Genomic DNA, 23,508 nt, shown 5'->3' with positions numbered 1-23,508 from the left:
TACTGCGGGGTTGAATAGCCCCGCCTTGTTGGCGGTTTGGCAAGGACCCCAAACAAGGTGTGCGCATGACAGCCGTAAACAACCCAGTGCTAACCGGATTCAATCCGGACCCCTCCATCGTCCGCGTTGAGGACGACTACTACATCGCCACATCCACCTTTGAATGGTTTCCCGGCGTACAGATTTCCCACTCCAAGGATCTGGTGAACTGGCGGGTGCTGACTCATCCACTGACGCGCTATTCCCAACTGGATTTGCGCGGTCGCCCCAACTCCGGCGGCGTCTGGGCGCCCAGCCTAAGCTACGCGGATGGGATGTTCTATTTGATCTACACCGACGTGCGCGACTGGACCGGTATCTTTAAAGACGCGCGTAACTTTCTGGTCACCGCTCCCCATATCGAAGGCCCTTGGTCCGAACCTATTTTTCTTAACGCTTCGGGCTTCGACCCGTCACTGTTTCATGACGACGATGGCCGCAAGTGGCTGCTCAACATGGTCTGGGATCACCGCCCGGAGGAGCACAATTTTGGCGGCATATTGATCCAGGAGTTCGATGCGGAAAAAGGCGCGCTGGTGGGTCCGGTGACCAATATTTTTCGTGGCTCTGAGCTGGGACTGGTAGAGGGTCCGCACCTGTATAAAGTGGATGGCTGGTATTACCTGCTAACCGCCGAGGGCGGCACCTTTACTACGCATGCCGAAACGGTGGCGCGTTCCCGGGATATTCTCGGCCCCTACGAGCTCATGCCGGATAACCCTTTGATTACCAGCGCTGGCGTTCCCGAACTGCCTTTGCAATCCGCCGGCCACGGCAGTCTGGTGCAACACCGGGACGGCACCTGGGCCTTTGCTCACTTGTGCCGAAGGCCCCAGGCCAACGGCCGTTCCATCCTGGGCCGCGAAACCTCGTTACAAAAAATTGTGTGGGTGGACGGCTGGCCGCGTTTGGCTTCGGGCGGCAAAACGCCGCTGGATCGGTTCGAAGCGCCCGAGCTGCCCGAGCACCCTTGGCCAGAGCCGATCCGGCGGGACGAATTCGACACCACACACCTGGGTCCACACTGGCAGGCGCCGCGCGTGCCCATTGATGAACAGATGGCGAGCTTGACCGAGCGCCCAGGTTTTCTGCGCCTATACGGCCGGGAGAGTATCGTCTCTCGCTTTGAGCAGAGTCTGGTGGCGCGGCGCCAAAAGAGCTTCCATATTGAAGCCTCCACCTGCCTCGATTTCCACCCCGAAAACTTTCAGCAGATGGCAGGCCTGGTGGCCTTCTACAGCACCGATAACTTCTACTACTTGTTTCTCACTCACGCGCCCCACTCTAAGCGCTGCCTCGGGTTAATGCGCTGCGAACGAGGCAAGGTCAGCTTCCTGATTGAAAAAGAATACCCATTGGATGATTGGCAGCAGGTGTGTCTGAAACTGGAGATCAAAAACGACCGCATTCGGTTTTTCTACTCCCGAGACGGCCAGCAGTGGAGCGCCGCGGGGGGCGAAGAGGACGCGTCGATTCTCTCTGACGAGCACGCCCTGCCCATTGGCTTTACCGGCAATTTTGTCGGCGTGGCGTGTCAGGACTTGGCCGGTACGCGCCAGCACGCGGACTTCGATTGGTTTGAATATAAGGAGCTGGCGGATTAAAAAAGGATTAACAGGTAACGACTAGGGCACCATAAGGCCCTTCGGTGCCCCGTACCAAGTGCAGCGCCCGGCCGGACTTTTGGCCTTCCGCCAGTTGCTCACATAAGCTCACCAGTGCCGCTCCGGAAAACACCCCATGGAGGGCAGCGGGACGGGTAAAGGCCTGAAGTTCGCCGGTGTTCGACGCCAATAAAGACCGTTCGTCAGGGCTTGGCCCAAAACCGGTTTGGATCCAATCAAACGGCGCTTCTGTTGATATCCAGTGTGCCAGTTCTTGTGAGTCGGCGAACCAATTGGGGGCTTCCAGGCTCACTCCGCTTGCGGGTGCTTCCCGTTCCAGCAACAGCCAGTGACTGCCCTCGGTCAGTTGCGTCGTTTGCTCTCCCAAGCGCTCAAGGTGATGAGCCGTGGGCAAACACACTTCATCAAAGCCACCCACCAGTGCTGCATCGACTCGGCCCTGATGCAAATCCAGCCAGGCATGCAGTAGCGCGGACTCAAAGGACAACCACTCCTGGGACACCACCAATACTGTGCCGGTGAGGCCCAGCAGTTGGGTCAGGTAAAAGCCGGCGGAATTTCCCAGGGTGTTTACGAAGTGCAGCGGCTTGGGCATTTCGCCTTTTTGTTCGGTGTTGATCATGGCTTTGGCGGAAGTGGAAACAGCGCCTGCCCGGCTCGCCAAATAAAGGCCGGTGCGTTCCTCCAGCGGTTTATCGGCAACGCAGTTGAGGCCGCCGGCAATGCACAGTTGGATGTAGCGATCAATGCGCCGGATACGGCTGCCATGCCAGCGGGTGATCAAGGGCTCCAGGGCGGGCAGCGGGCCCTCTGCATCCGCGTCTATGGTATGCAGCAGAGAATAGCTGGAGCTTACCTTCATGCCGCCGTCCCCTTGCGATCGAGGCTAATCACCAGGGCATTGTTGTTGCCGCCAAAGGCAAAACAGTTGAACAAGTAGGGCCCTGTGGCAGCGGGTTGAACGCTCTGGGCCAGGTTGACCTTCAATACGGGATCCGGCGCTATTCCGGGGTTGGCGGGCATTTTTCCACGCCCCAAACAACCCAAGGTCAAGGCGGTTTCCACCGCACCACAGGCGCCCAATGTGTGGCCGAGGAAGGGCTTCAGCGCAAACGCCGGGGGCGTGGAGCCGCCGAATACGGTGCCCAGGGCCGCGGCTTCCGCCTCGTCGTTTTTCAGGGAAGCGGTGCCGTGCACTTTTACGCCCACTAAGTCCTGGGCGTCTATCTGGCTGTCCGCCAGCGCCTGTTGAACCACCTGAGCCAATTGTTGGCCATCAGTATTGGCGGCGGTCAGGCTGTGATTGTCGGTGCCGATGGCTCCACCACAGAGTCGCAACCAGGGCTTCCCCGCCGCGGGCGTTTCCCGGCTGAGCAGCAGCAAACCCACCGCTTCGCCCAGCAGCAGGCCGTCGCGTTCTTGGGCGAAGGGTCGCATGGCGCGCCCTGGCGAAATCAATCCCAGACCGTAAAAGCCCAATACACTGGTGTGATTAAAACGCTCTAACCCAAGCACCAAGGCATGGTCCACGAGGCCGGCCTCCAAGAGTCGGTGGCCGTACAAAATAGCATTGGCGCTCGAAGTGCAGGCGGTGCTGTAACTGTGCCGTTGCAGTGACAGCCCCAGCTTGTCGCCAATGCGCTGGGCCAGTTTGCCGTAACCCACAATGGGCATGGGTACGGCTTGATCATTGCCGCGTCGCGCCAGATCGGCCCGATACAGCTGTTCAGACACTTGCACGTCGAAGGAGGAGGAGCCCAACAGCAGCGCCGTGCGCCGTCTTTGCTCAGCGCTTAGCCCTTTCACAGCATTGGCGCACAGTGATTCCAACTGCTGATAAAAGTCGTCTTCGGTCGTGTCCAGTGGAAGCGCGAAATAGGGCATGTGGACCGGATCGCGCAGCTGATCAAAGGGGATTTCCGACAGGGGATTCTCGGCGGCCAGCAGACCGGCGACGCACGGCTCCAGGCCTCGTCCCAGAGCGCAGTGGGTATCAACATGGTGAATATAGGTGGGCATCAGCGGCGGGCGTCAACGATGGTCTGGGCGAGCACATTCACGGATTTCAGAGCCCGGCGCGCTTCCGCGGATCCTTCAATACGCACGTCGTATTGATTCTTTACGGCCATACAAATCTGCAATACGTCCAGAGAGTCCAGGTCCAGGTCGCCACCTACCAGAGGGGTGTCGTCACCGATAAACTCGGGCTCAAAGTCCTTATCGCACTCCTCGACAATCATTTGTTTTAGAGCCAGCTTCAATTCTTCGGTAACCGCGTTAGTCATGGTCGGCGCCTCGCTTTAGAAGACCGGCCGAAGCCAGCCATAAAATGGCGGCGCTTCCGAGCAGAAGCGCACTGGGTCCGGCAATATCGCCGTAGTTCGCCCCGCGAACCAGAACGTCCAAAAATCCGTCCAGAGCCCAGGCCATGGGTGATACCTGGGCGAGTGTTTGCAGCGCGGGCGGCATCACAAAGGTGGGAATCATAATCCCACCCAGTGCCGCGAACACAATATTTAAAGCCCCGCTCGCCACCGTAGCCTGTTCCACTGAGCGGGCTAGAGTCGCAATCAGGCTAGCCAACGCTAGAGCGGCCAAGCTGGTGCTGGCGCCAATCACCAACAATGCGCCCAGATTCACTCCGGCCAGAGATAAACCCTGAGCGCCCAGCAGGGGCAGAAGCACAATGCCGATGCCCAGCATGACCAGCAACTGCAGCAGGTTGACGACAAAATAGGGAAAGAGCTTCGCGCTGTAAAGCACCCAGATTGGCATACCCAGAGTGCGCAAGCGCATCAAGGTGCGCTGTTGGCGCTCCTGGATCACGGTTGTGGATATAGGAATGGCGATAAAAAACATGGCAAAGATCAACCAGGCGGAGACGCTCTGCTGCACGGCGCTGGGGGTCTGAGCCAATTCGCCATGGTCCACGGCAATAAACCCCTGGCGCAGCAATTCGGTTTCCGCATAGTCGCGGTCATAACCCAATTCTCGGGCGATGCCGAGGGTGTTGTAACGGGCAAAAGCTTCTTGAATGGCGGCCTGGATCAGCGCCCGATCCCGTCGGGACAGCTCGGGTGCAAAGCGAAGGTAAATGCCCGCCCCATCCCGAAGGCCTTCCAGAGCGTCGTCAAAGTATTCGGGCAATCGAAGCTCGTACAAGGCATCGCCAGTGTGTAAGGCTTGCCCTGCGGCGGCGGGGGTCATTCCAAGGTGAGGCACGTCCTGCAGTTCGGCCACAAACTCCTGGGCACTGTCTGCGTCGGTTTCTACGACCAAGTAGCCCGGCAGTTGAACACCACCCTCCTCGAAACGTTCCGCCAGCGCCATGGACATGATGAGCACGAACAGGCCGGGCATGGCGAACAAAACCAACAAGGCGTGCCAATCTCGCACCAGCAGGAGGCTCTCTTTGCGCAAGGAGGCCAAAAAAGCGTTCACGATGGCCGCTCCTCCCGGTGGGTGGCGGTCAAAAAGACTTCTTCCAGGCGCTGCTGGCCGTAGCGAATTTGGGTTGGGCTGTTGCCTGCCTGCTCAAGCTTGCCCAGTAATTCGCTGACACTCAGTTCGCTGGCTTCCAGATCGAATGCCCACCATCCCTGTTCTTTGGACTGCGCGGGGCTCTTAGCGAGCAATTCTGGCGCGGGAGTTTGGGGCAGCTTTACGTGGACTTGGCTGTGCTGTTCAGCCAGGAGCGTTTCCAGATCTCCTTGCAAAATGATGCGCCCGGCGTTTAGTACCGCCACTGAACGACAGAGAGATTCCACTTCCGACAGCAGGTGCGAGGTGTAGATGAGCGTGGTGCCCTGCTGGTTGAGTTGGCGAATGGTGTCCAATAGAAAAGCGCGCGACTGGGGGTCGACACCCGCTGTGGGTTCATCAAGAATCAGCAGGCGCGGCTGCTGTAGTAACGCGATGGCAAAATTGAGGCGCCGTTTGAGCCCACCCGAATAGTGCCCGGCCCTTTGGTGCTGCCGATCCGTAAGTTCGCAGCTTTGCAGGGCGCTGTCGGTTCTAGTTCGAGCTTCTGCACGACTAAGGCCCAGAGCGCCGGCAAAATAGAGGAGGTTTTCGCGTGCGGTGAGACGAGGGTAAAAGGCGTATTCCTGGGGCACCAAGGCGATATCGCGTCGACCCAGGTGGGTCGGAGAGCCGTCGATCAAGACGCGCCCGCTCTGGGGTTTAAGTAGCCCGGCAATCAATGAGACGAGCGTGGTCTTGCCCGCGCCGTTGGGGCCCAGGAGTCCAAGTATGTCCCCTGAGGCCAAACTAAACGACACGTCGACGATTTGTGTTTGCTGTTTTCGGTAGCCGAAAGTCAGCGCTTCAACACTCAGCAATGGCGACTCGCTCTTGGGGGCTTGAAGCCCGTTTTTATGGGTGTTTGAAAGCGGGCACTATACGCTGTTTTGTACTTTTTTCCGAGGTTGGGGGCAGGTGCGCGCGGGTCACAGCTGGTAGTTGGGTCAAGCTTGAGAAACTAACTAGCAACAGAGATGGGTTCTCCATGTTGGTTTGGTACGGGTTTAAAGTCAGGGCAGCTGGGGAGTATATTCCGGAAACGCGGTAAACACGTCCGTGTGGCTCCCGCGCGCCATCCATGGCGCGAGGGTTCCGGAATAGACTCCCCAGCCGCCCTCGGTGCCAGTCGAGACGATAGTAATGTATCAATTTGGGTTGGAAGGGGAATTCGTTTTTAACCCGAATTTGGTGGGGTGCCACGGACCTCCAGTCCAGCACGGAGCCCGGGAGTGGGGTATGAGGTTCTGGAACCTTCGCGTCATGGATGACGCGCAGGAGCCACACGGATGTGTTTACCGCGTTTCCAGAACCTCATACCCCACTCCCGGGCGGACCAGATAGTTGCCGCCCTCCGACGAGAACAGTCAAGCATTAGTTTCCAATCGTACGCCGGGGTTGGGTTGTAACATGCGGGGAGCCACATGGACGTGTTTACCGCGTTTCATTGGGCACATACTTGTGCCCAACCCTTCGGGCAGCCTTCGGCTGTGCTAATCGGCTATCGTGCCGATTAGTCCGGAATAGACTCCCCAGTTGCCCTAACTCAAATCCCGTACCAAACCAACATGGAAAATGAAACTCATCAAAGCGGAGCTATTCGCTGCTCAATCCAGCCAAGCACTTTTTTCCAAACCCAGAGGCCCTGTGCTCTGGGCTCCACAGGCCGGGTTGTAGTAAACTGACGCCAATATTCACCGCGACGGGTGTTTTTTACCTATAGTGGTTTAGAGACATTGGTTTTTGTCTTTTATAAAGGGCGTGCCGGCAGTAGTCTTCGCCCACCGATAATACAGCGCACATGGGTTCGTCGGGTGTTGCCGAAGTCCCGAAATAACACTGGATGCAGCTATGGATCTCTTCGTCTCCCAGTTCGCCGCCTGGGCGCCTGGGCTCGACACACCCACGGACTGGGCAACATGGGCCGAGCAGGCCGACGTTCTTGATAGCGAAGCTTCTCCTCCCGTGCGCGCCGTACCGGCTATGACCCGTCGCCGGCTGACCCGCTGGGGGCGCTTGGCTCTGGAAGTGGCCACCTCGGTGGAAGGTCATTTAGCGGCGGATGCTCCGGTAATTTTCAGCTCACGTCACGGCGATACCCAGCGCACGCAAAAGCTTCTGCAGGACCTGGCGCACGAAGAGCCCCTGTCGCCCACGGCGTTTAGTTTGTCAGTGCACAACGCCGCCTTGGGTTTGTTCACCATTATTCAGCGCATCACCGCGCCTTCGCTGGCGCTGGCAGCGGGACGCGACACCTTTGCCCAAGCCTGGGTAGAGGCGCAGGGCTGGCTTGCCGAAGGTGCACCACAGGTGCTTCTGGTGCATTGCGATGAGCCGCTTGCGGATTTTTATCGCCCGGACGCTGATGAAGCGGAAATGCCCGCGGCGTTGGCGTTGCTCCTGAGCTCGGAGCCTGGACCGGGGCGGGAACGGGTCTCTCTGAGTATGGCCCCACACAGCGGCGAGCCGGGGGATGTGTCCATGATGGTGGCATTCCTGGTCTGGTGGTTTGGGCGGACCCCGCATCTGGAATTTTGTACTGAGCGCACCAACTGGCACTGGGAGCGAGAGCTTGAGCTACCTTAGATACAGCGCGGATCGCATCTGGCGAATCCTGGCAACTGGGTTCTGCTTTGCGTTCTTTTTTGTCGGCGGTTTTTTACAAACGCTGCTGTTGTTTCCATTGCTGCGCGCCCTACCGGGGGACGAAGCCACCAAGACCGGGCGGGTGCGGACTTTGCAAAAGCGTAACTTCCGGTTCTTTGTGGCCATGATGGAAACCCTGGGGCTGATTCGGGTGCGACTTCACAACCTGGAGTTACTGCAACGATCAGGCGGCTGTATCGTGATTGCCAATCACCCGACCTTGATTGACGTGGTGATTTTGCTGGCCTATTTGCCCAGTGCCAATTGCGTGGTCAAAGGCGAGCTGTGGCGCAGCCGATTTATCGGCGGCGTGATGCGCGGTGCGGGTTTTATCAGCAATGAAAATGGCAGTGAGTTATTGGCGGGATGCCGTCAGGCATTGGACCACGATGAGGCCATACTGATTTTTCCTGAAGGTTCGCGCACGGTGCCGGGTGAGGGCCTGGCCTTCAAGCGCGGTATGGCACAAGTGGCGGTGCGCACCGGCGCGCCTGTGTTAACAGTGTTTATCACCTGCGACCCGATCACCCTGATTAAAGGAGAGCCCTGGTACCGGATTCCACCTCGTCGGGCCGAGATCAACGTTCACGTGGGCGAAATATTGCAGCCAGTGGAATTAATAGAAGCTTACGACGATAAACCTGCGGCAGCCCGACAGCTCACCCGCTATTTACAGAATTATTTTGAACAAGGCTTGAAGTTATATGGTTGATATCACCGTACAAATTAAACAAATGATCATTGATGAGTTGGAACTCGAAGACATGACCATCGATGACATCGATACCGACGCCCCACTTTTTGGGGAAGGGTTGGGGCTCGACTCTATCGACGCGCTAGAGTTAGGGTTGGCTCTGCAGAAATACTTCAATGTTAAAATCGATGCGAACTCGGAGCACAATAAAGAGCATTTTCGCTCGGTAGCCTCCCTGCGGGATTTCGTTCTGGCACAACAGCAGACAGTGAGTGGGTAGTGGTATGACCAAAGAAGAAATTTTTACAGAACTGAAAGCGGTATTGGTCAAATCCTTCATGCTGGATGAAGAAGACATTACCCTCGATGCCGATCTGTACGCGGATCTGGATTTTGACAGCATTGATGCCATTGATCTGGCCGCAAAAATTCACAGCGTGACCGGGAAACAGCTAAAGCCCGAACAATTCAAGGGCGTGCGCACCATTGGCGATGCCGTGGATGTTATCGATCAGCTGATGAACTAACACACGGATGCGCTGGGCTAATCTCCTCGCGGGGGCCTTGCTGGTCCTCTATCCGCTCATGGTTTACTTGGGTATTCAGTGGGTGGAGCCCGGCGTGTTGGGTTTGGCTCTGGTCGCGGTTTACCTGTTCCGGGCGCTGCTTAAAGCCGATAAGTTTTGGCAGCGCGGCGCTTTGGTAGTTTGTAGCGCGGGCGTGGCGGCACTGCTCTGGTACGCCAACAGTGAAGTGCTACTGCGGCTTCTCCCAACCGGAATCAACCTGGCCTTGGCCGCGGTGTTCGCCGCAGGCCTGATCTGGCCCCCCACGGTGCCTACCCGGATGGCGGCTCTGCATCGAGGTGTGTCCTACCAGGAATTGCCCCCGGCTGTGCTGCGCTACACCCTTTGGGTGACGCGATTGTGGGTGGGCTTTTTTCTGCTCAATGCCAGCGTTTCCGCGTTCACGGCATTGGTGGCCAGCCGGGAAGTGTGGGCGCTGTACAACGGCCTTCTGGCGTACGTCGTCGTGGGCACTTTGTTCGCCGCCGAGTACGGTTACCGACGCCTGGTATTTTATAAAAAACACGGACTATGACCCCTTCCATCGATTTACGCCAACACTGCCTTGCAGGCGGCCCACAGCCTGTAGCCCTGAGCGCGCACGGAAGTTTCAGTCGCGATCAGCTGCGCGAGCGCGCCAGCACACTGGGCCAGGCGCTGGCGGCACGACCTGAGCAGCGTTGGGGTATTTGGTATCAAGATGCCTGGGACTTTCTGTGCGGGTTTATGGCTCTGGCCCTGGCGGGCAAACAAATCGTTATGCCACACAATATGCAGGCGGGAACGGCCCATCAGTTGGCCCGAGCGTTCGATGTCCTGCTTACCGACGCACCTCTACCCGAACTGGCCAAAACGCAGCTCACCCCAGATCGCCTGATCCAAGGTCCACGCTCTGACCTGCCAAGCCCTGATACTTCCATCGAATTGGTACTGTTCACGTCCGGCTCCACGGGCGAACCCCAACCCGTGCACAAAACTCTGGTGTTGTTGGAGTCCGAGCTGGCGACTTTACAGCGCTGCTTTGGTGATCAGATGGGTAAAGCCAGCGTTATCTCCACGGTTTCCCATCAACATATTTACGGACTTTTGCACAGCGTGCTGTGGCCCTGGTGGCGGGGCGCGCCTTTTGTGGTGGCCCCCTGCCAGTATCCGGAAGAGCTGGTCAAGCGTCTGGCGGAATGGCAGCCAGCCACGCTGGTGTCCAGCCCAACGCATTTATCGCGCTTGCCGCAAGCGCCTGCCTTCCAAGCCCAGCCGGGTGGTCTGGCGGAGATCGTTTCTTCCGGCGGACCCCTGGCCGAACAGTATGCCTTGGCCATGGCCGAACTCACGGGACGAGCCCCTTTAGAGATTTTGGGCAGCACCGAAACCGGTGGCGTTGCCTGGCGTCGACGCACTGAGGGTGACCGCTGGGAGCCTCTGCCCGGTGTTGCCATCAGTCTTTCTTCTCAAGGTTGTTTACGGGTTAATAGCCCTCACCTGGGGTCAGAAGACTCATTTGATATGGGCGATCGGGCGGAAGTTTTTGAGGATGGACGCTTCGCGCTTCTAGGCCGGGCGGACCGAGTGGTGAAAGTTGAGGGCAAGCGCCTCTCGCTAACCGAAATGCAAAAACATTTGGAGTCGCACCCCGCCATCGCCTCGGCGCGTGTGACGGTCGTGCGCGGCCGGCGCGAGGAAGTTGGAGTAGTGGCGACGCTCTCGAGAGAAGGTCAGACGCTGTTGGATGCGCAGGGCAAACTGGCCTTGAACCAGCGACTGCGCCGTGATTTGCTGGCCTACTTTGAAGCCCCCCTGTTGCCGCGGCGCTGGCGTTATGTGGACAATTTGCCGTACAACGCTCAGGGCAAAGTGACCGAGACTGACTTGCAGACGCTGTTGACCGGGAGCCATCGGTGATGATCTTTCCTCCCTACGAAATTCTGGAACAAACGGATGAGCACTTGGTGGTTACCTTGAAGCTGGAGCCGGATATGCCCTGCTTTGCGGGCCACTTTGATAACTTACCCGTGCTTGCGGGGGTGGTGCAGGTCGGGTGGGCTCTGGATTTGGCTCAGAAACACTTCAACAAAACACTCCAATTTCGTGGCTTTCGCTCGGTAAAGTTTCAGCAGTTGGTGCGTCCGCCCGTACAGCTGACGCTAACCCTGGATTGGCTCGCGGACCGCCAGCTGCTGAAATTCAGCTACCACAATCAGCGGGGTCGCTGTTCCACAGGCGGCATCGGTGTTGCCGAGGGTGGCTGAAGTGATGCGAACTTTCGCCCCCTGTGTGGTCATTCCGGTCTACAATCACGCGCAGTTGCTGGCCGAGTCATTGCCGCTCATTCGAGCCCTCGACGTGCCCTGCGTGGTGGTGAACGACGGTGGTAACCCCAAAGACACTGAACTGCTTCGGACCTTGTGCCGCGAAACCGGCAGCGAACTGTGCGAGCAGTTTCCCAACCGGGGCAAAGGCAGCGCTGTGATTTTGGGCATGCGCCGGGCCGCCGAGTTGGGTTACACCCACGCGGTGCAAGTGGATGCCGACGGCCAGCACAACATAGAGGACATACCGCGTTTTTTGGCCCTGGCCGAGCAATTTCCGCAGGCGCTGATTTCCGGCGTACCCGAATACGACGAGTCGGTGCCCCGGCATCGTTTTTACAGCCGCTATATCACCCACTTTTGGGTCTGGGTGGAGACGCTGTCTTTGGAGATCCGCGATTCCATGTGCGGCTTTCGGGTCTACCCACTGGCGGAAACCCTGGCGCTGGCGGACCGGGTACGTATCGGCCGACGCATGGACTTCGACACGGAAGTGGCCGTACGTCTGTCCTGGCGGGGCATGCCAGTGATGGCTGTGCCCACCCGGGTGATCTATCCGGAAAACGGCATTTCCAATTTTCGCCTCTGGCGCGACAACCTGGCCATCAGTTGGATGCATACGCGGCTCTGTGTCGGTATGCTGGCACGCTTGCCACTGCTACTGTATCGGCTGGTACGCCGCCAACTGCCTTCCGGCGAGCGGGAAAGTCAGCCGTGAGATTGCCATGACCGAGCCGCAGAGCACCCATTGGGCCAGTATGAAAGAGCGGGGCCATTACTGGGGTATGGCCTTTTTAGTGGTGCTGTATCGGTTTTTCGGCCGCTGGCTTATGTACCCGCTGGTTGGAGTAGTGGTGACGTACTTCTTCCTGACCCGCCGGTCTACGAGGCGCCACTCCGCTCAGTATTTAAGCCGGGCGCTGGGGCGGCCCGCCGGGCTCTGGCAGGTGTGGCGGCATCACATGGCTTTTGGCGCCAATCTGATGGAGCGGGTCGCGGCCTGGATGGGGCGGATTCAACGTTCCGATGTGGCCTTTGAAGGCCACCATACGCTACTGGAGTTGCAACAAAGCAAGCGCGGGGCTGTGTTGCTGGGGGCTCATTTTGGCACCTTGGAAATGTGTCGCGCGGTGGTGGAAAACGATGGTTCTTTAAAGCTCAACGTTATCCGGCACGGCCAGAATACCCGCAAGTTCAATCGAGTGATGGGAAATGTAAACCGGAAGTCCCAGGTGCGTTTGATACCCCTGCAGGAGATTACGCCCGCCACCGCGATCTATCTGCGGGAGCGATTGGACGAGGGAGAGTTCGTTATTTTGCTGGCGGATCGACTGCCGCCGGACAATCCGAACCGGACGCTGCGCGCGCCCTTTCTGGGTTCGGAGGTGCAGTGGCCCGCCGGTCCTTTCTGGTTGGCTCTGATGTTGGGGGCGCCGGTGTTTTTTATCGCCGCCTGTCACACCGGCTTTGTTTATCAAGCCACCTTGAAGCCTCTGTACTCGGGTGGAAAGGTTCCGCGCCAGGAGCGCGAAACGGTGTGCCAGGAGCTTTTGCAAAAATACGTGGGGGTGCTGGAGGGCCTGTGCCATCGCCACCCCTACCAGTGGTTTAATTTTTACGATTATTGGGGCGACGACGCGCCCGCCCGTGAGGCGCAGGCGGACCCAAACTCCGGTGTGCGCCCAAACAACGATAACGACAGCATTTAAGTAGGACAGTGATTCATGAAAAATTCCCGCTCAGACAAGCCCGTGGTCTTCGGCCACAAAGCCGTAACCATTGAGGATATCGTCGCTATCGCCAAAGGCGGCCAGGCAAGCCTGACTCAGGACAAAGGTGCGCGCAAACGCATTGAAGCCAGTGCACGCTTTGTGCAGGATTTGTGGCGGGAAGACGGCGTGATCTACGGGGTTACCACCGGCTACGGTGATTCCTGCACGGTGACCGTGCCGCCCCATTTGGTGGAGCAGTTGCCCGTTCATCTCACTCGCTTCCACGGCTGTGGCCTCGGGGCTCATTTTGACCACGCCCACGGGCGGGCCATTCTGGCCGCGCGTTTGGCCTCTCTTAGTCGCGGTTATTCCGGCGTGCGCCCGGAGTTACTGGAACACTTGGTGGAGTATATAAATCAGGACATAGTCCCGGTGATTCCTCAAGAAGGCTCGGTGGGCGCCAGCGGTGATCTAACGCCTTTGTCCTATGTGGCCGCCACCTTGCTGGGTGAGCGAGACGTCTACTACCAAGGCGAAACGGTACCGGTGGCGCAGGTACTGAAGCAGCTGGGTATTGAGCCGCTGCATCTGCACCCCAAAGAGGGGCTGGCAATAATGAACGGCACGGCGGTGATGACCGCCGTAGCCTGCTTGGCCTACGACCGGGCCAGCTACTTGGCCAAGCTGGCCACTCGCTTGACCGCCATGGTCAGCGTGAGCCTTAAAGGCAACACCAACCACTTTGACGAGCGCCTGTTTTCAGTCAAACCCCACCCCGGCCAAAACCAGATCGCCGCCTGGATTCGCTCCGACCTGCACATGGATCGGGTGGCGCGCAATTCGGACCGGTTGCAGGATCGTTACTCTGTGCGTTGTGCCCCGCACATTATTGGCGTGCTACAGGATTCCCTGGGCTGGATGCGCCAGTTCATCGAAACCGAGCTGAATAGCGCCAACGACAATCCCATTATTGATGGCGAAGAAGAGCACGTCCTGCACGGCGGACATTTCTACGGTGGCCACATCGCCTTCGCCATGGATGCCCTTAAAGTGGCCGTGGCCAACATCGCCGATTTGATCGACCGGCAAATGGCATTGCTAATGGACACCAAATTCAACAACGGCCTGCCGGCCAACCTGTCCGGCGCCACGCCCGAGCGGGCCATGATCAACCACGGCTTCAAGGCGGTGCAGATTGGTATTTCCGCCTGGACCGCCGAAGCGCTGAAAAACACCATGCCCGCCAGCGTTTTCTCTCGCTCCACCGAATGCCACAATCAGGATAAAGTAAGCATGGGCACCATCGCGGCGCGGGACTGCATTCGAGTACTGGAGTTGACGGAACAGGTAGCGGCGGCTGGCTTACTCGCCAGTACGCAGGCCCTGTATTTGCGCAAGAACGACGCCGATTTTGATCAGAGCAGCATCACACCTTCATTGGAAACCATGTACGATCAGGTACGGGGCTACTTCCCTGTTGTGGATGAGGATCGTCCTCTGGAAGGAGCCTTGCGGGAAACCATTAACCATATTCGCGAGCAAATTTGGGATTTCTATCCTCATGACTGAGCTGCAATTGCCTCAAGGAATCATTGAGCTGACAGTGCCTTTTTACGACGTGGACAGTATGGACATCGTCTGGCACGGCAACTACCTCAAGTACTTCGAAGATGCCCGCTGCTGTCTGCTCGATAACATCGACTACAACTACTTGACCATGCGGGAGTCGGGCTACGGCTGGCCGGTGGTGGATGTGCGGGTGAAGTACATTCAGCCGGCGCTGTTTAACCGCCGCATTCGGATAATCGCCAGCCTGGAAGAGTGGGAAGTGCGCTTGAAAATCCAGTACCGGATTCTCGACGCGGAAACGGGCGAAGTCCTCACCAAAGGTTACTCGGTGCAAGTGGCGGTGGATTTGGCCAGCAACGAAATGTGTTTCGCGACGCCCGACATTCTGCGCGAAAAGCTGGAGCAGTACAGCGCCTCAGTGGGAGACCGGTCTTGATTAACCGCGCCCCCTGGCTGTTGCTGTTGTTGGCGTTGGCGGTACCCGCCGCAGGCGAGTCGGTTTTTTCCTACCCGGTGGCTGAGAACCCGGAACGTCAGCGCCAACTGTCGACCCTGGCTGAAACCATGAGCGCCACCTCCCGCATCGAGGGACGCTTCACTCAAACCAAGCACCTGCAGATTCTGGAACAACCGCTGGTGTCCCGAGGCCGCTTCTCGCTGGATGATGAAGGCCGCTTCAGCTGGGAAATTCACCAGCCCTTCCCTCAGGCCTACCATTTCCGCGATGGCGAACTGATCCGTTCCGTGGACGGCGAAGAGGAGCGGGTCGCGCCCGCCGATGAGCCATCACTGCACGGATTCTTTCAGTTTTTTAGTGCTCTTCTACAGCTCACCGAAGCGGACCTGGGCGTGCATTTCACCCGCTACTTCCGCCACTTGGATGACGAGCAGTGGGAAATGGGGCTGCGACCCAAAGACCGGCGTATGCGCCGGGTGTTGGACGATATGGTGGTTTTGGGTAGGGGCGAAAGGATTCAGGCGGTGACCCTTAAAGAACCCGGCGGCGATCGCACCGAACTGAACTTCGACTATCACCGGGAGGAAGCCGGAACCTCCGGAGAGTCCCCGTGATCCTGGCCCGCCGGGTCAGCACCGCTTGTTTGCTCCTAGTCGTGCTGGCCGTACTGTTGTTCGTCTTCAGCCTGCCCAGGCTGCAATTCGATAACGACATTCTGGCCCTGTTTCCCGACAGCGCCGACTTTCAGGGGCAGAGCCAGGCCGATCAATTACTGGCGGAGCGCATTACCCGGCAGGTGTTTTTGCTCCTGAGCGCGGACGACTACAGCCAAATTCAAGAGGCGGCGGAGCTGGCCGTCGAAACCCTGCAAGCCTGCGACTGCTTTGCGCACGCTCGGTTGGAAGTGGATGCCGAACCCACGGCGGAATTGCACAGCCTCTATGCCCAATACCTGCCGGTACTGTTAACACCAGAAATCCGTTCCCAGATACAGGCAGGCGATATCGACCGTATCGCCCAGAACGCGCTGCGCCGATTGTTGACCAACCCGGGCACCGGCCTCACCCACCAACTTCGGCAGGATCCTCTGGGTACCCTGTCCGCTTACCTGCGTGAAGTTCGGCCGGGGCTGCAGGGCGTGCAGTTGGATGATCGCGGCTACCTGTCCGTGCGCCACAACGGCCAGCGATTCGTGCTGATCCAGGCCGAGTTGGCCGGCTCCCCCTACGGCCTGACATTGCAGAGCGAAGCCCGTGCCGCATTAAACGAAGCCCTGGAACCCGTGCGGGCGTTGGATGGCGCTGAAGTGATCCACACCGGCGCCCTCTTCTATACCCTGTCCGGCAGCGATCAGGCCCGGCAGGAGATTTCTACCGTCGGTCTAGGCTCACTGCTCGGCATCTGCCTGTTGCTACTGCTGGTGTTTCGCTCTCCCTGGTTGCTTCTGCTTGCCAGTATGCCCATTGCTTTGGGGGTGGCCGCTGGGCTGTCGGTCACTTATTGGGTGTTTGGCTCGGTGCATGTGATTGCCCTGGTGTTTGGCGCCAGCCTTACCGGCGTGGCCATTGATTACACCCTGCATTTTTTTGCTCGCCGGCAATTCCAGGGCTCCGCATGGCAGCCCAGTGAGGGCCTGGCTCACCTGCTGGCACCACTAACGCTGGGATTGATCACCAGCGTTGCCGGCTACTTGAGCTTCACGCTGGCCGGTTTTCCTGGATTTAGCCAAATTGCGGTGTTTTCCGCAGCCGGGCTGATTGTCGCCTACGCCACCGTGATGGGCGTATTCCCCAGACTTTTGACGCGTTCGCCCAAACGCCCCCTGTCTCCGACACTGGTTCGGGGCCTTGAGCACTGGCGGTCACGCCATTGGCGCATCGCCACTGTGCGCCATCCGGGCTGGCTAGTCTTGGTTGCCGCGATATTCCTGGCCATGGGCCTCAGTCAGTGGCGGATCAATGACGATATTCGCACCATGCAGGTGCCGGATCCTTCGCTACAGGCCATGGAAAGCCAGTTTCGAGAAGCCCTGGGTGAGCGCACCGCGCTTCAGTATCTATTGGTGGATGCGGCCAGTCGGCAACGCTTGTTGGAGAGGCTGGAGAGAGTTGGCCAAGCGCTCGACGAACTGGTTAGCCAAGATGCACTGGACGGCTATCAATCACTGGCCCAATGGCTGCCGTCCCAGGCATGGCAGCGGGAAAACCGCCAGCTTTGGGACCAGTTGTTGGAGGCCGGCGCCCTGGCGCAAGTCTTAGATGAACTGCAGGTCTCGGAGCCTTTTCGGGCAGAGCTTCACGATCGGTTGACCGACACGGATAAGTATTTGCGCTGGGACGAAACTTGGCCGACGCTGAGCCGACTTCCGGACGCCCCGGTGTATTTTACCGAGAATGAACGGCACTTCGCCGCTGTCACTTTGCGTGGCCTGGAGAGCCCCGCCTTGGTTGCGGAGAGGGTGGCCGAACTGAATTCCGTTCATTGGGTGGATCCGGTAGCCCGCACCAACCGGCTGTTGGCGGACTACCGACGCGCCGCTGGGGTACTCTTATTGCTCGCTTACGGAGGCATTGCCCTGCTGTTGACGCGCCGCTATGGCGCCAAAGGTGCTTTGTTCGCCGTGGCGCCGCCCGCTATTGCCAGCCTGGCAAGTCTGGCTATCCTCCTGACCTTGGGTCAGAGCATCAACGTCTTTAACATCATGGCCCTGTTACTGGTGTTGGGAATAGGCGTCGACTACACGCTGTTTTTACGCGAGAGTCTCGGTAAGGGCTGCGATACCCTGCTTGCCATCGGTTTATCGACATGTACGACCGTGCTATCTTTCGGCCTCCTGTCTCTCAGCTCCACGGCCGCCATTAGCAGTTTTGGCCTAACACTGCTGATAGGCATAGTGTTGGCATTCGCGCTCGCGCCTTTAACCCTTAAAGGCATCAACGGTGGTCCGGCGAAGTGGCTGGCCGACAATAACTGACATTGGAAACGCATTATGGCGAGTATTCCGGCGCAAGTGGATGTGGTGGTCATTGGGGCGGGTCCCTCGGGCGCCATCGCCTCGGCGTTACTGCATCAGAAAGGCTACAGCGTTCTGGTTCTGGAGAGGGAGTATTTCCCCCGCTTTTCCATTGGCGAGAGCCTCTTGCCCCAGTGCATGGTCTACATCGAAGAAGCGGGCATGCTCGAGGCGGTGCAGCGCCACGGTTTCCAATATAAGAATGGAGCGGCGTTCGGCTGGAAAGATCGCTACACGTTCTACGACTTTCGCGACAAATTTTCCCCCGGCCCCGGCACCACCTTCCAGGTGGATCGTGCTAGCTTCGACAAACTGCTGGCGGATGAAGCCACCGCCCAGGGCGTGGACATCCGTTACGGTCACACCATCGTGTCCCTGGACGTCGAGAGCGATCCGGCTCGTGTGGGTTATATTGATGATCAAGGCAAAAACGGCGAAGTTAGCTGCCGATTTGTGCTCGATGCTAGCGGTTTCGGGCGTGTCGCGTCCCGGCTTCTGGATCTGGAAGAACCCTCGGACTTTCCCCCCCGGCAGGCGGCGTTCACCCACATCGACGACCATATCGATGACCCCGCCTTTGACCGGGAAAAAATTCTGGTTACCGTTCACCCGCAGGAACGGGATATTTGGTATTGGCTGATTCCTTTCAGTGACGGCCGCTGCTCTCTGGGTGTGGTCGCCAGCGAGGAAAAGCTCGCCCGACGCGCCGGCCCGGAGCCTCTGGACACCTTACAAACCTGTGTCGCTGAAGCGCCGGTACTGGCCAAGCTGCTGAGCAAAGCCGAGTACCGATACCCCTCCCGGCAGATCACTGGCTACGCCTGCAACGTGAAACGCTTGGCTGGTGACCGATTTGCCCTGCTGGGCAATGCCGGCGAGTTTCTCGATCCGGTGTTTTCTTCCGGCGTAACCATTGCCATGCGCTCCGCCAGTAAGGCCGCCGCCGTGCTGGATCGCCAGTTAAAAGGTGAGACGGTGGACTGGCAGGCGGAATATGAGCAACCGTTGCGCGCTGGCGTGGATACCTTCCGGGTATTTGTGGAATCCTGGTACGACGGCCTGTTCCAGGATGTGATCTTCTTCCCGGACCAAGCGCCCAGTGTGCGCCAAATGATCAGTTCTATTCTGGCGGGCTACGCGTGGGACCGGGAAAACCCCATTGTGGCCCAGCCCAAGCGGCGCATGCAGGCGCTGGGGAGCTTTTGCGCGCCTACGGAAGCCAAATGATGCGACGCATTGCACTATTGGCCGTGGTGCTTGTGGTATCGGCCTGTGCTCGCGCGCCGAGCATGCCAGTTGGTACCGATCTTTGTCCCGCGCCGGCGGCCAAGACTGGCTTGCTGCGAGTGACCAGCGAGCAGGGTCGCCAAAATCTAGTGGTGCATCGCGAAACTAGCTCAGACTACGTAACCTTCGTGGCTCTGGATGCGGTAGGCGCGCCTCAATTTACGGCACGGCAAAGGGGTGACCAACTGACGGTAGAGCAAAGCCCCCTGTATCGTGGCGTCGACCCTCAGTGGTTGTTGTGGGGCTGGCAATGGTGGCAACTGCGGGATGAATTGTCTCCCGCCTGTGTTGAAGCCGCCGGTTACACCTTAAAGCCCGTGTCCGAAGGCGGATACCAGCTAAGTTCTAAGGACCGGCCGCACTGGCGCTGGCAATCGACTCAAGCGAATCAATACGAACTGCCCCAGCAGCAGGCCAAAGTGACTGTGCGCGAAGTGGAAACTAATAACGAATGACGTTCTATTTAACCGACCTGGGCTTGGTCAATGCCCTGGGCACTAATCAGGAAGAAGTTTGGCGGCGGGTGCTCGCAGGCGAGCGCGGCCTCAGCCCCTGCGACTGGATTCCGGGTGCTAGCACTTACACGGCCGGTGTAAGTGCTGACTTACTTGCTCTGCCAGGAGAGCTTCGCCGTTTTGACAGCCGTAATGCACGTTTGGCTGTAACGGCTTTGGCACAGATTACTCCCAGCGTGGATGCGGCGCTGAGCCGTTACGGCGCCGCCCGCATCGCTGTGGTGGCGGGCACCAGCACCTCCGGCATAGCCGAGGGCGAAGCCGCGCTGCGCACCTTCAGCGAAACCGGCCAGCGGCCCGCCACTTATCACTACCGCCAACAAGAGATCGGTAATCTGGCGGAAGTGATCGCTCACTACTACGGTTTGCAAGGCCCTGCTTATACCCTCTCAACTGCCTGTTCCTCCAGTGCCCATGCCTTGGGATCCGCGGCGCGGCTTCTGGCCAGTGGCGCCGCGGACGCGGTCATAGCTGGGGGTGCCGATTCGCTGTGCCGGCTTACCGTCAATGGCTTCGCGGCTCTGGAGTCGGTGGATGAGAATCCTTGTGTTCCCTTCAGCCGCAACCGGGCGGGAATCAACATCGGCGAGGCGGCCGCGTTCTTTTTGGTCACACGGGAACCCTTGAAGGCCTCGATTGCGCTGTTGGGGGTGGGAGCCTCTTCGGACGCCCACCACATCTCCGCTCCGGAACCGGGAGGTCGTGGCGCCGAGGCCGCAATTCGGGCCGCTTTGACTCAGGCTCGACTCGACGCGGAAGCCATCAGCTACATCAATCTGCACGGCACCGGTACTCGCCTCAATGACGCCATGGAATCGGCGGTGGTCGAGCGGCTGTTTCCGGCCGGCATCCCCTGCAGCAGCAGTAAAGGGCAGTTGGGCCACACCTTGGGTGCCGCCGGGGCCACCGAAGCGGCCCTGTGCTGGCTGGCCTTGAGTCGGTACAATCCTCATCATCAACTGCCACCCCATGTGTGGGACGGCGAGCAAGACCCGGATTTGAAGCCACTGAATTTGGTTAAGGCGGGCGCTACTTTTGCTACGGGCACGCGGCGTTTATGCCTAAGCAATTCCTTCGCCTTTGGTGGCAACAATGCGGCGGTAATCGTGGGGGACCCAGCGTGACCGATATATCCGAGTACCTGCCCCATCAACCGCCCATGCGCATGGTGGAGCGAATCATCAGTGACTCCCCAGAACAAACGGTAACCGAGGCTCATGTAGCCGAAGACCACGTGTTTTTTGACCCGGCCTTGGGCGGTGTACCCAGTTGGGCCGGGTTGGAGTATTTGGCGCAGACTGCTGCCGTTTGGTTGGGGGCCGATTGCCGCCGCCACAACCGGCCCGTGGAGCCGGCGTTTTTGGTGAGTTCTCGCCACTACAGCGCCGAAACGCCCGTATTTGGCTTGGCGGAAACACTGCGTACCGCTGTCCGTCCCGACCTAATTGACGGTCCTTTGGTAGCATTCAGCGGCACCATTCACAACGGCCGGGGTGACCTGCTGGTGGAAGCGACGTTCGCCGCTTTTCAGCCCGAAGATCCAGTTGCCTATTTACAGGCCAGCGAGCCTAATTAAGGAGTATTCATGTCAGCAGTAGACGCCAAGGGGCGCCGAGTTTTAGTCACCGGTTCCAGTCGGGGCATCGGCAAGGCCATAGCTCTGCAATTGGCCGAGGCCGGTTTTGACATCGCGGTGCATTGTCGGGGCAATATCGACCAGGCTCGGGCCGTGGCCGAGCAAGTGGAAGCTCTGGGGCGGCGCAGCTGGATCTTACAATTCGATGTCGCGGACCGGGCCGCCGCCGAACGGGTGCTGACCGAGCACTTGGAAAGCGAAGGGGCTTTTTACGGTGTGGTGTGCAATGCTGGCATCACCCGGGACAACGCCTTTCCCGCCATGAGCGGTGAAGATTGGGACAGCGTTATCCACACCAACCTGGACGGTTTCTACAATGTGTTGCGCCCATTGGTGATGCCCATGGTCAGCGCGCGCCGGGGCGGACGCATAGTAACGCTCTCCTCCATCGCGGGTTTGGCGGGCAACCGGGGTCAAGTAAATTACAGCGCCACCAAAGCGGGTTTGATTGGCGCGACCAAGGCGCTGGCCTTAGAACTAGGCAAGCGGCACATCACAGTCAATTGTGTTGCACCTGGGATAATTGAAACTGATATGATTGACGATGTATTTGCCGCTGAAGCGAAAAAAATGATCCCTCTGCGGCGCTTCGGCCAGACGGAAGAAGTGGCGAGTTTGGTGGGTTATCTGATGAGCGATCAGGCCAGTTACATCACCCGGCAGGTGATTTCAGTCAACGGCGGGATGCTATAAATCATGCGTAGGGTAGTGATTACCGGAGCCGGGGCCGTAAGCGCCCTTGGACACGACTGGGCAAGCGTATCGGCTGCCTTGCACGCGGGCCGAAATCGGGTTCGAGCCTTCCCAGAATGGGATGCCATCGAAGGCCTGAATACCCGCTTGGGTGCGCCGATCACCGATTTCGAAACGCCCAGTCATTACCCGCGTAAAAAACTGCGCAGCATGGGCCGGGTTTCCATCATGGCCGTGCGCGCCAGCGAAAAGGCCCTGGAGCAGGCCGGTCTTCTGGATCACCCCGGCCTGACGGATGGCTCCACCGGCGTATCCTATGGCTCGTGTATGGGCACCCCCGCCGACGCGCCAGCGCTGGTGCGAGTGCTCACCCACCAGACCACCATGGACCTCACCGCCTCTTCCTACCTTCGCTCCATGACCCACACCGCCACGGTGAATATCGGGCTATTCTTCAACATTACCGGCCGGGCCATCACCACCACATCCGCCTGCACCTCCGGCAGCCAGGGATTGGGTTACGCCTACGAAGCCATTAAATTCGGCCGGCAGAACATTATGGTTGCCGGTGGCGCGGAGGAATTCTGCGTCAGCCCAGTTGCCGTCTTTGATACTTTATTCGCCACCAGCACCCGGAATGACGAGCCCGACCTGACCCCACGACCTTTTGATAAGGATCGCGATGGTCTGGTCATTGGCGAAGGCGCCTGCACGCTGATTCTGGAAGAGTACGAACACGCCAAGGCGCGCGGCGCCACCATCCTGGGCGAAATCGTCGGCTTCGGCACCAATTCCGATGGCGCCCATGTGACCGAACCCAAAGCGGAAACCATGGCCAGGGCCATGTCCATGGCGCTGGAAGACGCGGGCTTAACGCCGAATCAAATCGGCTACGTCAATGCTCACGGTACCGCCACCGCCAAAGGCGATGTGGCGGAGAGCCGCGCCACAGCCGAAGTCCTCGGTACGGGCATGCCCATCAGCTCCCTGAAAAGCTACATCGGCCATACCCTGGGCGCCTGCGGCGCCTTGGAAGCCTGGATCAGCCTGGAAATGATGCGCGAAGGCTGGTTCGCGCCCACCATCAACCTGGACCAAGTAGATTCGGAGTGCGCGCCCCTGGACTACATCACCGGCCAGGGCCGGGAACTCCAGTGCGATTATGTGATGACCAACAACTTCGCCTTCGGTGGCATCAACACCTCGTTGATTATTAAGCGCTAAGGACAGC

25 protein-coding genes are annotated in these 23,508 nt (G+C 58.9%); 20 read left to right on the top strand and 5 right to left on the bottom strand.

Going from position 1 to position 23,508, the window contains the following annotated elements; translation table 11 throughout:
• The first annotated feature begins 65 nt into the window (after positions 1 to 65).
• The gene (locus RBH33_RS09750) at positions 66 to 1,643 is read left to right on the top strand and encodes a glycoside hydrolase family 43 protein (protein ID WP_306731988.1); all 1,578 of its coding nucleotides are present in this window, start codon (positions 66 to 68) and stop codon (positions 1,641 to 1,643) included.
• A gap of 7 nt (positions 1,644 to 1,650) precedes the next feature.
• Here the strand turns inward: RBH33_RS09750 and RBH33_RS09745 are convergent, their stop codons facing one another.
• Genes RBH33_RS09745 through RBH33_RS09725 form a run of 5 tightly spaced genes read right to left on the bottom strand, consistent with a single transcriptional unit; the run spans position 1,651 to position 6,004 of the window.
• Positions 1,651 to 2,526, bottom strand: a complete 876-nt coding sequence (locus RBH33_RS09745; protein WP_306731987.1) for a beta-ketoacyl synthase N-terminal-like domain-containing protein — start codon at positions 2,524 to 2,526, stop codon at positions 1,651 to 1,653.
• Positions 2,523 to 3,683 (bottom strand): beta-ketoacyl synthase N-terminal-like domain-containing protein, encoded by a 1,161-nt coding sequence (locus RBH33_RS09740; RefSeq protein WP_306731986.1) that lies wholly within the window; start codon positions 3,681 to 3,683, stop codon positions 2,523 to 2,525. Before RBH33_RS09740 ends, RBH33_RS09745 begins: the two co-directional genes overlap by 4 nt.
• Entirely contained in the window at positions 3,683 to 3,949 is a 267-nt protein-coding gene (locus RBH33_RS09735; protein ID WP_306731985.1) for a phosphopantetheine-binding protein, read from the bottom strand. Before RBH33_RS09735 ends, RBH33_RS09740 begins: the two co-directional genes overlap by 1 nt.
• The gene (locus tag RBH33_RS09730; protein ID WP_306731984.1) at positions 3,942 to 5,105 is read right to left on the bottom strand and encodes an ABC transporter permease; all 1,164 of its coding nucleotides are present in this window, start codon (positions 5,103 to 5,105) and stop codon (positions 3,942 to 3,944) included. Before RBH33_RS09730 ends, RBH33_RS09735 begins: the two co-directional genes overlap by 8 nt.
• Positions 5,102 to 6,004, bottom strand: coding sequence for an ABC transporter ATP-binding protein (locus tag RBH33_RS09725; RefSeq protein WP_306731983.1), 903 nt, complete (start codon positions 6,002 to 6,004; stop codon positions 5,102 to 5,104). The genes RBH33_RS09730 and RBH33_RS09725 overlap by 4 nt, the downstream gene beginning before the upstream one ends.
• 1,030 nt (positions 6,005 to 7,034) lie before the next feature.
• Here RBH33_RS09725 and RBH33_RS09720 point away from each other — a divergent pair.
• Genes RBH33_RS09720 through RBH33_RS09630 form a run of 19 tightly spaced genes read left to right on the top strand, consistent with a single transcriptional unit; the run spans position 7,035 to position 23,501 of the window.
• Positions 7,035 to 7,769, top strand: a complete 735-nt coding sequence (locus RBH33_RS09720; protein ID WP_306731982.1) for a beta-ketoacyl synthase chain length factor — start codon at positions 7,035 to 7,037, stop codon at positions 7,767 to 7,769.
• Complete coding sequence (locus RBH33_RS09715; protein ID WP_306731981.1) at positions 7,756 to 8,541, top strand: lysophospholipid acyltransferase family protein; 786 nt, start codon at positions 7,756 to 7,758, stop codon at positions 8,539 to 8,541. The genes RBH33_RS09720 and RBH33_RS09715 overlap by 14 nt, the downstream gene beginning before the upstream one ends.
• Positions 8,534 to 8,803 (top strand): phosphopantetheine-binding protein, encoded by a 270-nt coding sequence (locus RBH33_RS09710; RefSeq protein ID WP_306731980.1) that lies wholly within the window; start codon positions 8,534 to 8,536, stop codon positions 8,801 to 8,803. The genes RBH33_RS09715 and RBH33_RS09710 overlap by 8 nt, the downstream gene beginning before the upstream one ends.
• A 4-nt stretch (positions 8,804 to 8,807) precedes the next feature.
• The gene (locus RBH33_RS09705) at positions 8,808 to 9,050 is read left to right on the top strand and encodes an acyl carrier protein (protein ID WP_306731979.1); all 243 of its coding nucleotides are present in this window, start codon (positions 8,808 to 8,810) and stop codon (positions 9,048 to 9,050) included.
• A 7-nt stretch (positions 9,051 to 9,057) separates the two neighbouring features.
• The gene (locus RBH33_RS09700; RefSeq protein WP_306731978.1) at positions 9,058 to 9,624 is read left to right on the top strand and encodes a COG4648 family protein; all 567 of its coding nucleotides are present in this window, start codon (positions 9,058 to 9,060) and stop codon (positions 9,622 to 9,624) included.
• Entirely contained in the window at positions 9,621 to 10,988 is a 1,368-nt protein-coding gene (locus tag RBH33_RS09695) for an AMP-binding protein (protein WP_306731977.1), read from the top strand. The genes RBH33_RS09700 and RBH33_RS09695 overlap by 4 nt, the downstream gene beginning before the upstream one ends.
• A complete protein-coding gene (locus RBH33_RS09690; RefSeq protein ID WP_373568253.1) occupies positions 10,988 to 11,335 on the top strand; it encodes an ApeI family dehydratase in 348 nt (115 codons plus the stop codon). Before RBH33_RS09695 ends, RBH33_RS09690 begins: the two co-directional genes overlap by 1 nt.
• A gap of 4 nt (positions 11,336 to 11,339) precedes the next feature.
• Positions 11,340 to 12,113 (top strand): glycosyltransferase family 2 protein, encoded by a 774-nt coding sequence (locus tag RBH33_RS09685; RefSeq protein WP_306731975.1) that lies wholly within the window; start codon positions 11,340 to 11,342, stop codon positions 12,111 to 12,113.
• Positions 12,114 to 12,120: 7 nt separating this feature from the next.
• Complete coding sequence (locus tag RBH33_RS09680; protein ID WP_306731974.1) at positions 12,121 to 13,104, top strand: LpxL/LpxP family acyltransferase; 984 nt, start codon at positions 12,121 to 12,123, stop codon at positions 13,102 to 13,104.
• Positions 13,105 to 13,119: 15 nt separating this feature from the next.
• A complete protein-coding gene (locus RBH33_RS09675) occupies positions 13,120 to 14,676 on the top strand; it encodes an HAL/PAL/TAL family ammonia-lyase (RefSeq protein WP_306731973.1) in 1,557 nt (518 codons plus the stop codon).
• On the top strand, positions 14,669 to 15,112 hold the full coding sequence (locus tag RBH33_RS09670; protein WP_306731972.1) for an acyl-CoA thioesterase: 444 nt from the start codon (positions 14,669 to 14,671) through the stop codon (positions 15,110 to 15,112). Before RBH33_RS09675 ends, RBH33_RS09670 begins: the two co-directional genes overlap by 8 nt.
• The gene (locus tag RBH33_RS09665; protein WP_306731971.1) at positions 15,109 to 15,747 is read left to right on the top strand and encodes an outer membrane lipoprotein carrier protein LolA; all 639 of its coding nucleotides are present in this window, start codon (positions 15,109 to 15,111) and stop codon (positions 15,745 to 15,747) included. Before RBH33_RS09670 ends, RBH33_RS09665 begins: the two co-directional genes overlap by 4 nt.
• Positions 15,744 to 18,107 (top strand): MMPL family transporter, encoded by a 2,364-nt coding sequence (locus RBH33_RS09660; protein WP_306731970.1) that lies wholly within the window; start codon positions 15,744 to 15,746, stop codon positions 18,105 to 18,107. The genes RBH33_RS09665 and RBH33_RS09660 overlap by 4 nt, the downstream gene beginning before the upstream one ends.
• A gap of 15 nt (positions 18,108 to 18,122) precedes the next feature.
• Positions 18,123 to 19,373, top strand: a complete 1,251-nt coding sequence (locus RBH33_RS09655; RefSeq protein ID WP_306731969.1) for an NAD(P)/FAD-dependent oxidoreductase — start codon at positions 18,123 to 18,125, stop codon at positions 19,371 to 19,373.
• Positions 19,370 to 19,888 carry a hypothetical protein gene (locus RBH33_RS09650; RefSeq protein ID WP_306731968.1) on the top strand — a complete coding sequence of 173 codons (519 nt, stop codon included), beginning with the start codon at positions 19,370 to 19,372 and terminating at the stop codon, positions 19,886 to 19,888. Before RBH33_RS09655 ends, RBH33_RS09650 begins: the two co-directional genes overlap by 4 nt.
• Positions 19,885 to 21,072 (top strand): beta-ketoacyl-[acyl-carrier-protein] synthase family protein, encoded by a 1,188-nt coding sequence (locus RBH33_RS09645; protein WP_306731967.1) that lies wholly within the window; start codon positions 19,885 to 19,887, stop codon positions 21,070 to 21,072. Before RBH33_RS09650 ends, RBH33_RS09645 begins: the two co-directional genes overlap by 4 nt.
• On the top strand, positions 21,069 to 21,524 hold the full coding sequence (locus RBH33_RS09640; protein ID WP_306731966.1) for a hotdog family protein: 456 nt from the start codon (positions 21,069 to 21,071) through the stop codon (positions 21,522 to 21,524). Before RBH33_RS09645 ends, RBH33_RS09640 begins: the two co-directional genes overlap by 4 nt.
• 9 nt (positions 21,525 to 21,533) lie before the next feature.
• Positions 21,534 to 22,277, top strand: a complete 744-nt coding sequence (gene fabG, locus RBH33_RS09635; protein ID WP_306731965.1) for a 3-oxoacyl-ACP reductase FabG — start codon at positions 21,534 to 21,536, stop codon at positions 22,275 to 22,277.
• A 3-nt stretch (positions 22,278 to 22,280) separates the two neighbouring features.
• Positions 22,281 to 23,501 (top strand): beta-ketoacyl-ACP synthase, encoded by a 1,221-nt coding sequence (locus RBH33_RS09630; RefSeq protein WP_306731964.1) that lies wholly within the window; start codon positions 22,281 to 22,283, stop codon positions 23,499 to 23,501.
• The last annotated feature ends 7 nt before the right edge of the window (positions 23,502 to 23,508 follow it).

It is taken from the genome of Marinimicrobium hydrolyticum (assembly GCF_030848505.1).
Lineage (GTDB): Bacteria > Pseudomonadota > Gammaproteobacteria > Pseudomonadales > Cellvibrionaceae > JAVDDU01.
Note: the sequence above shows the minus strand (reverse complement) of the source record. Positions and strands in the feature narration are given on the sequence as shown.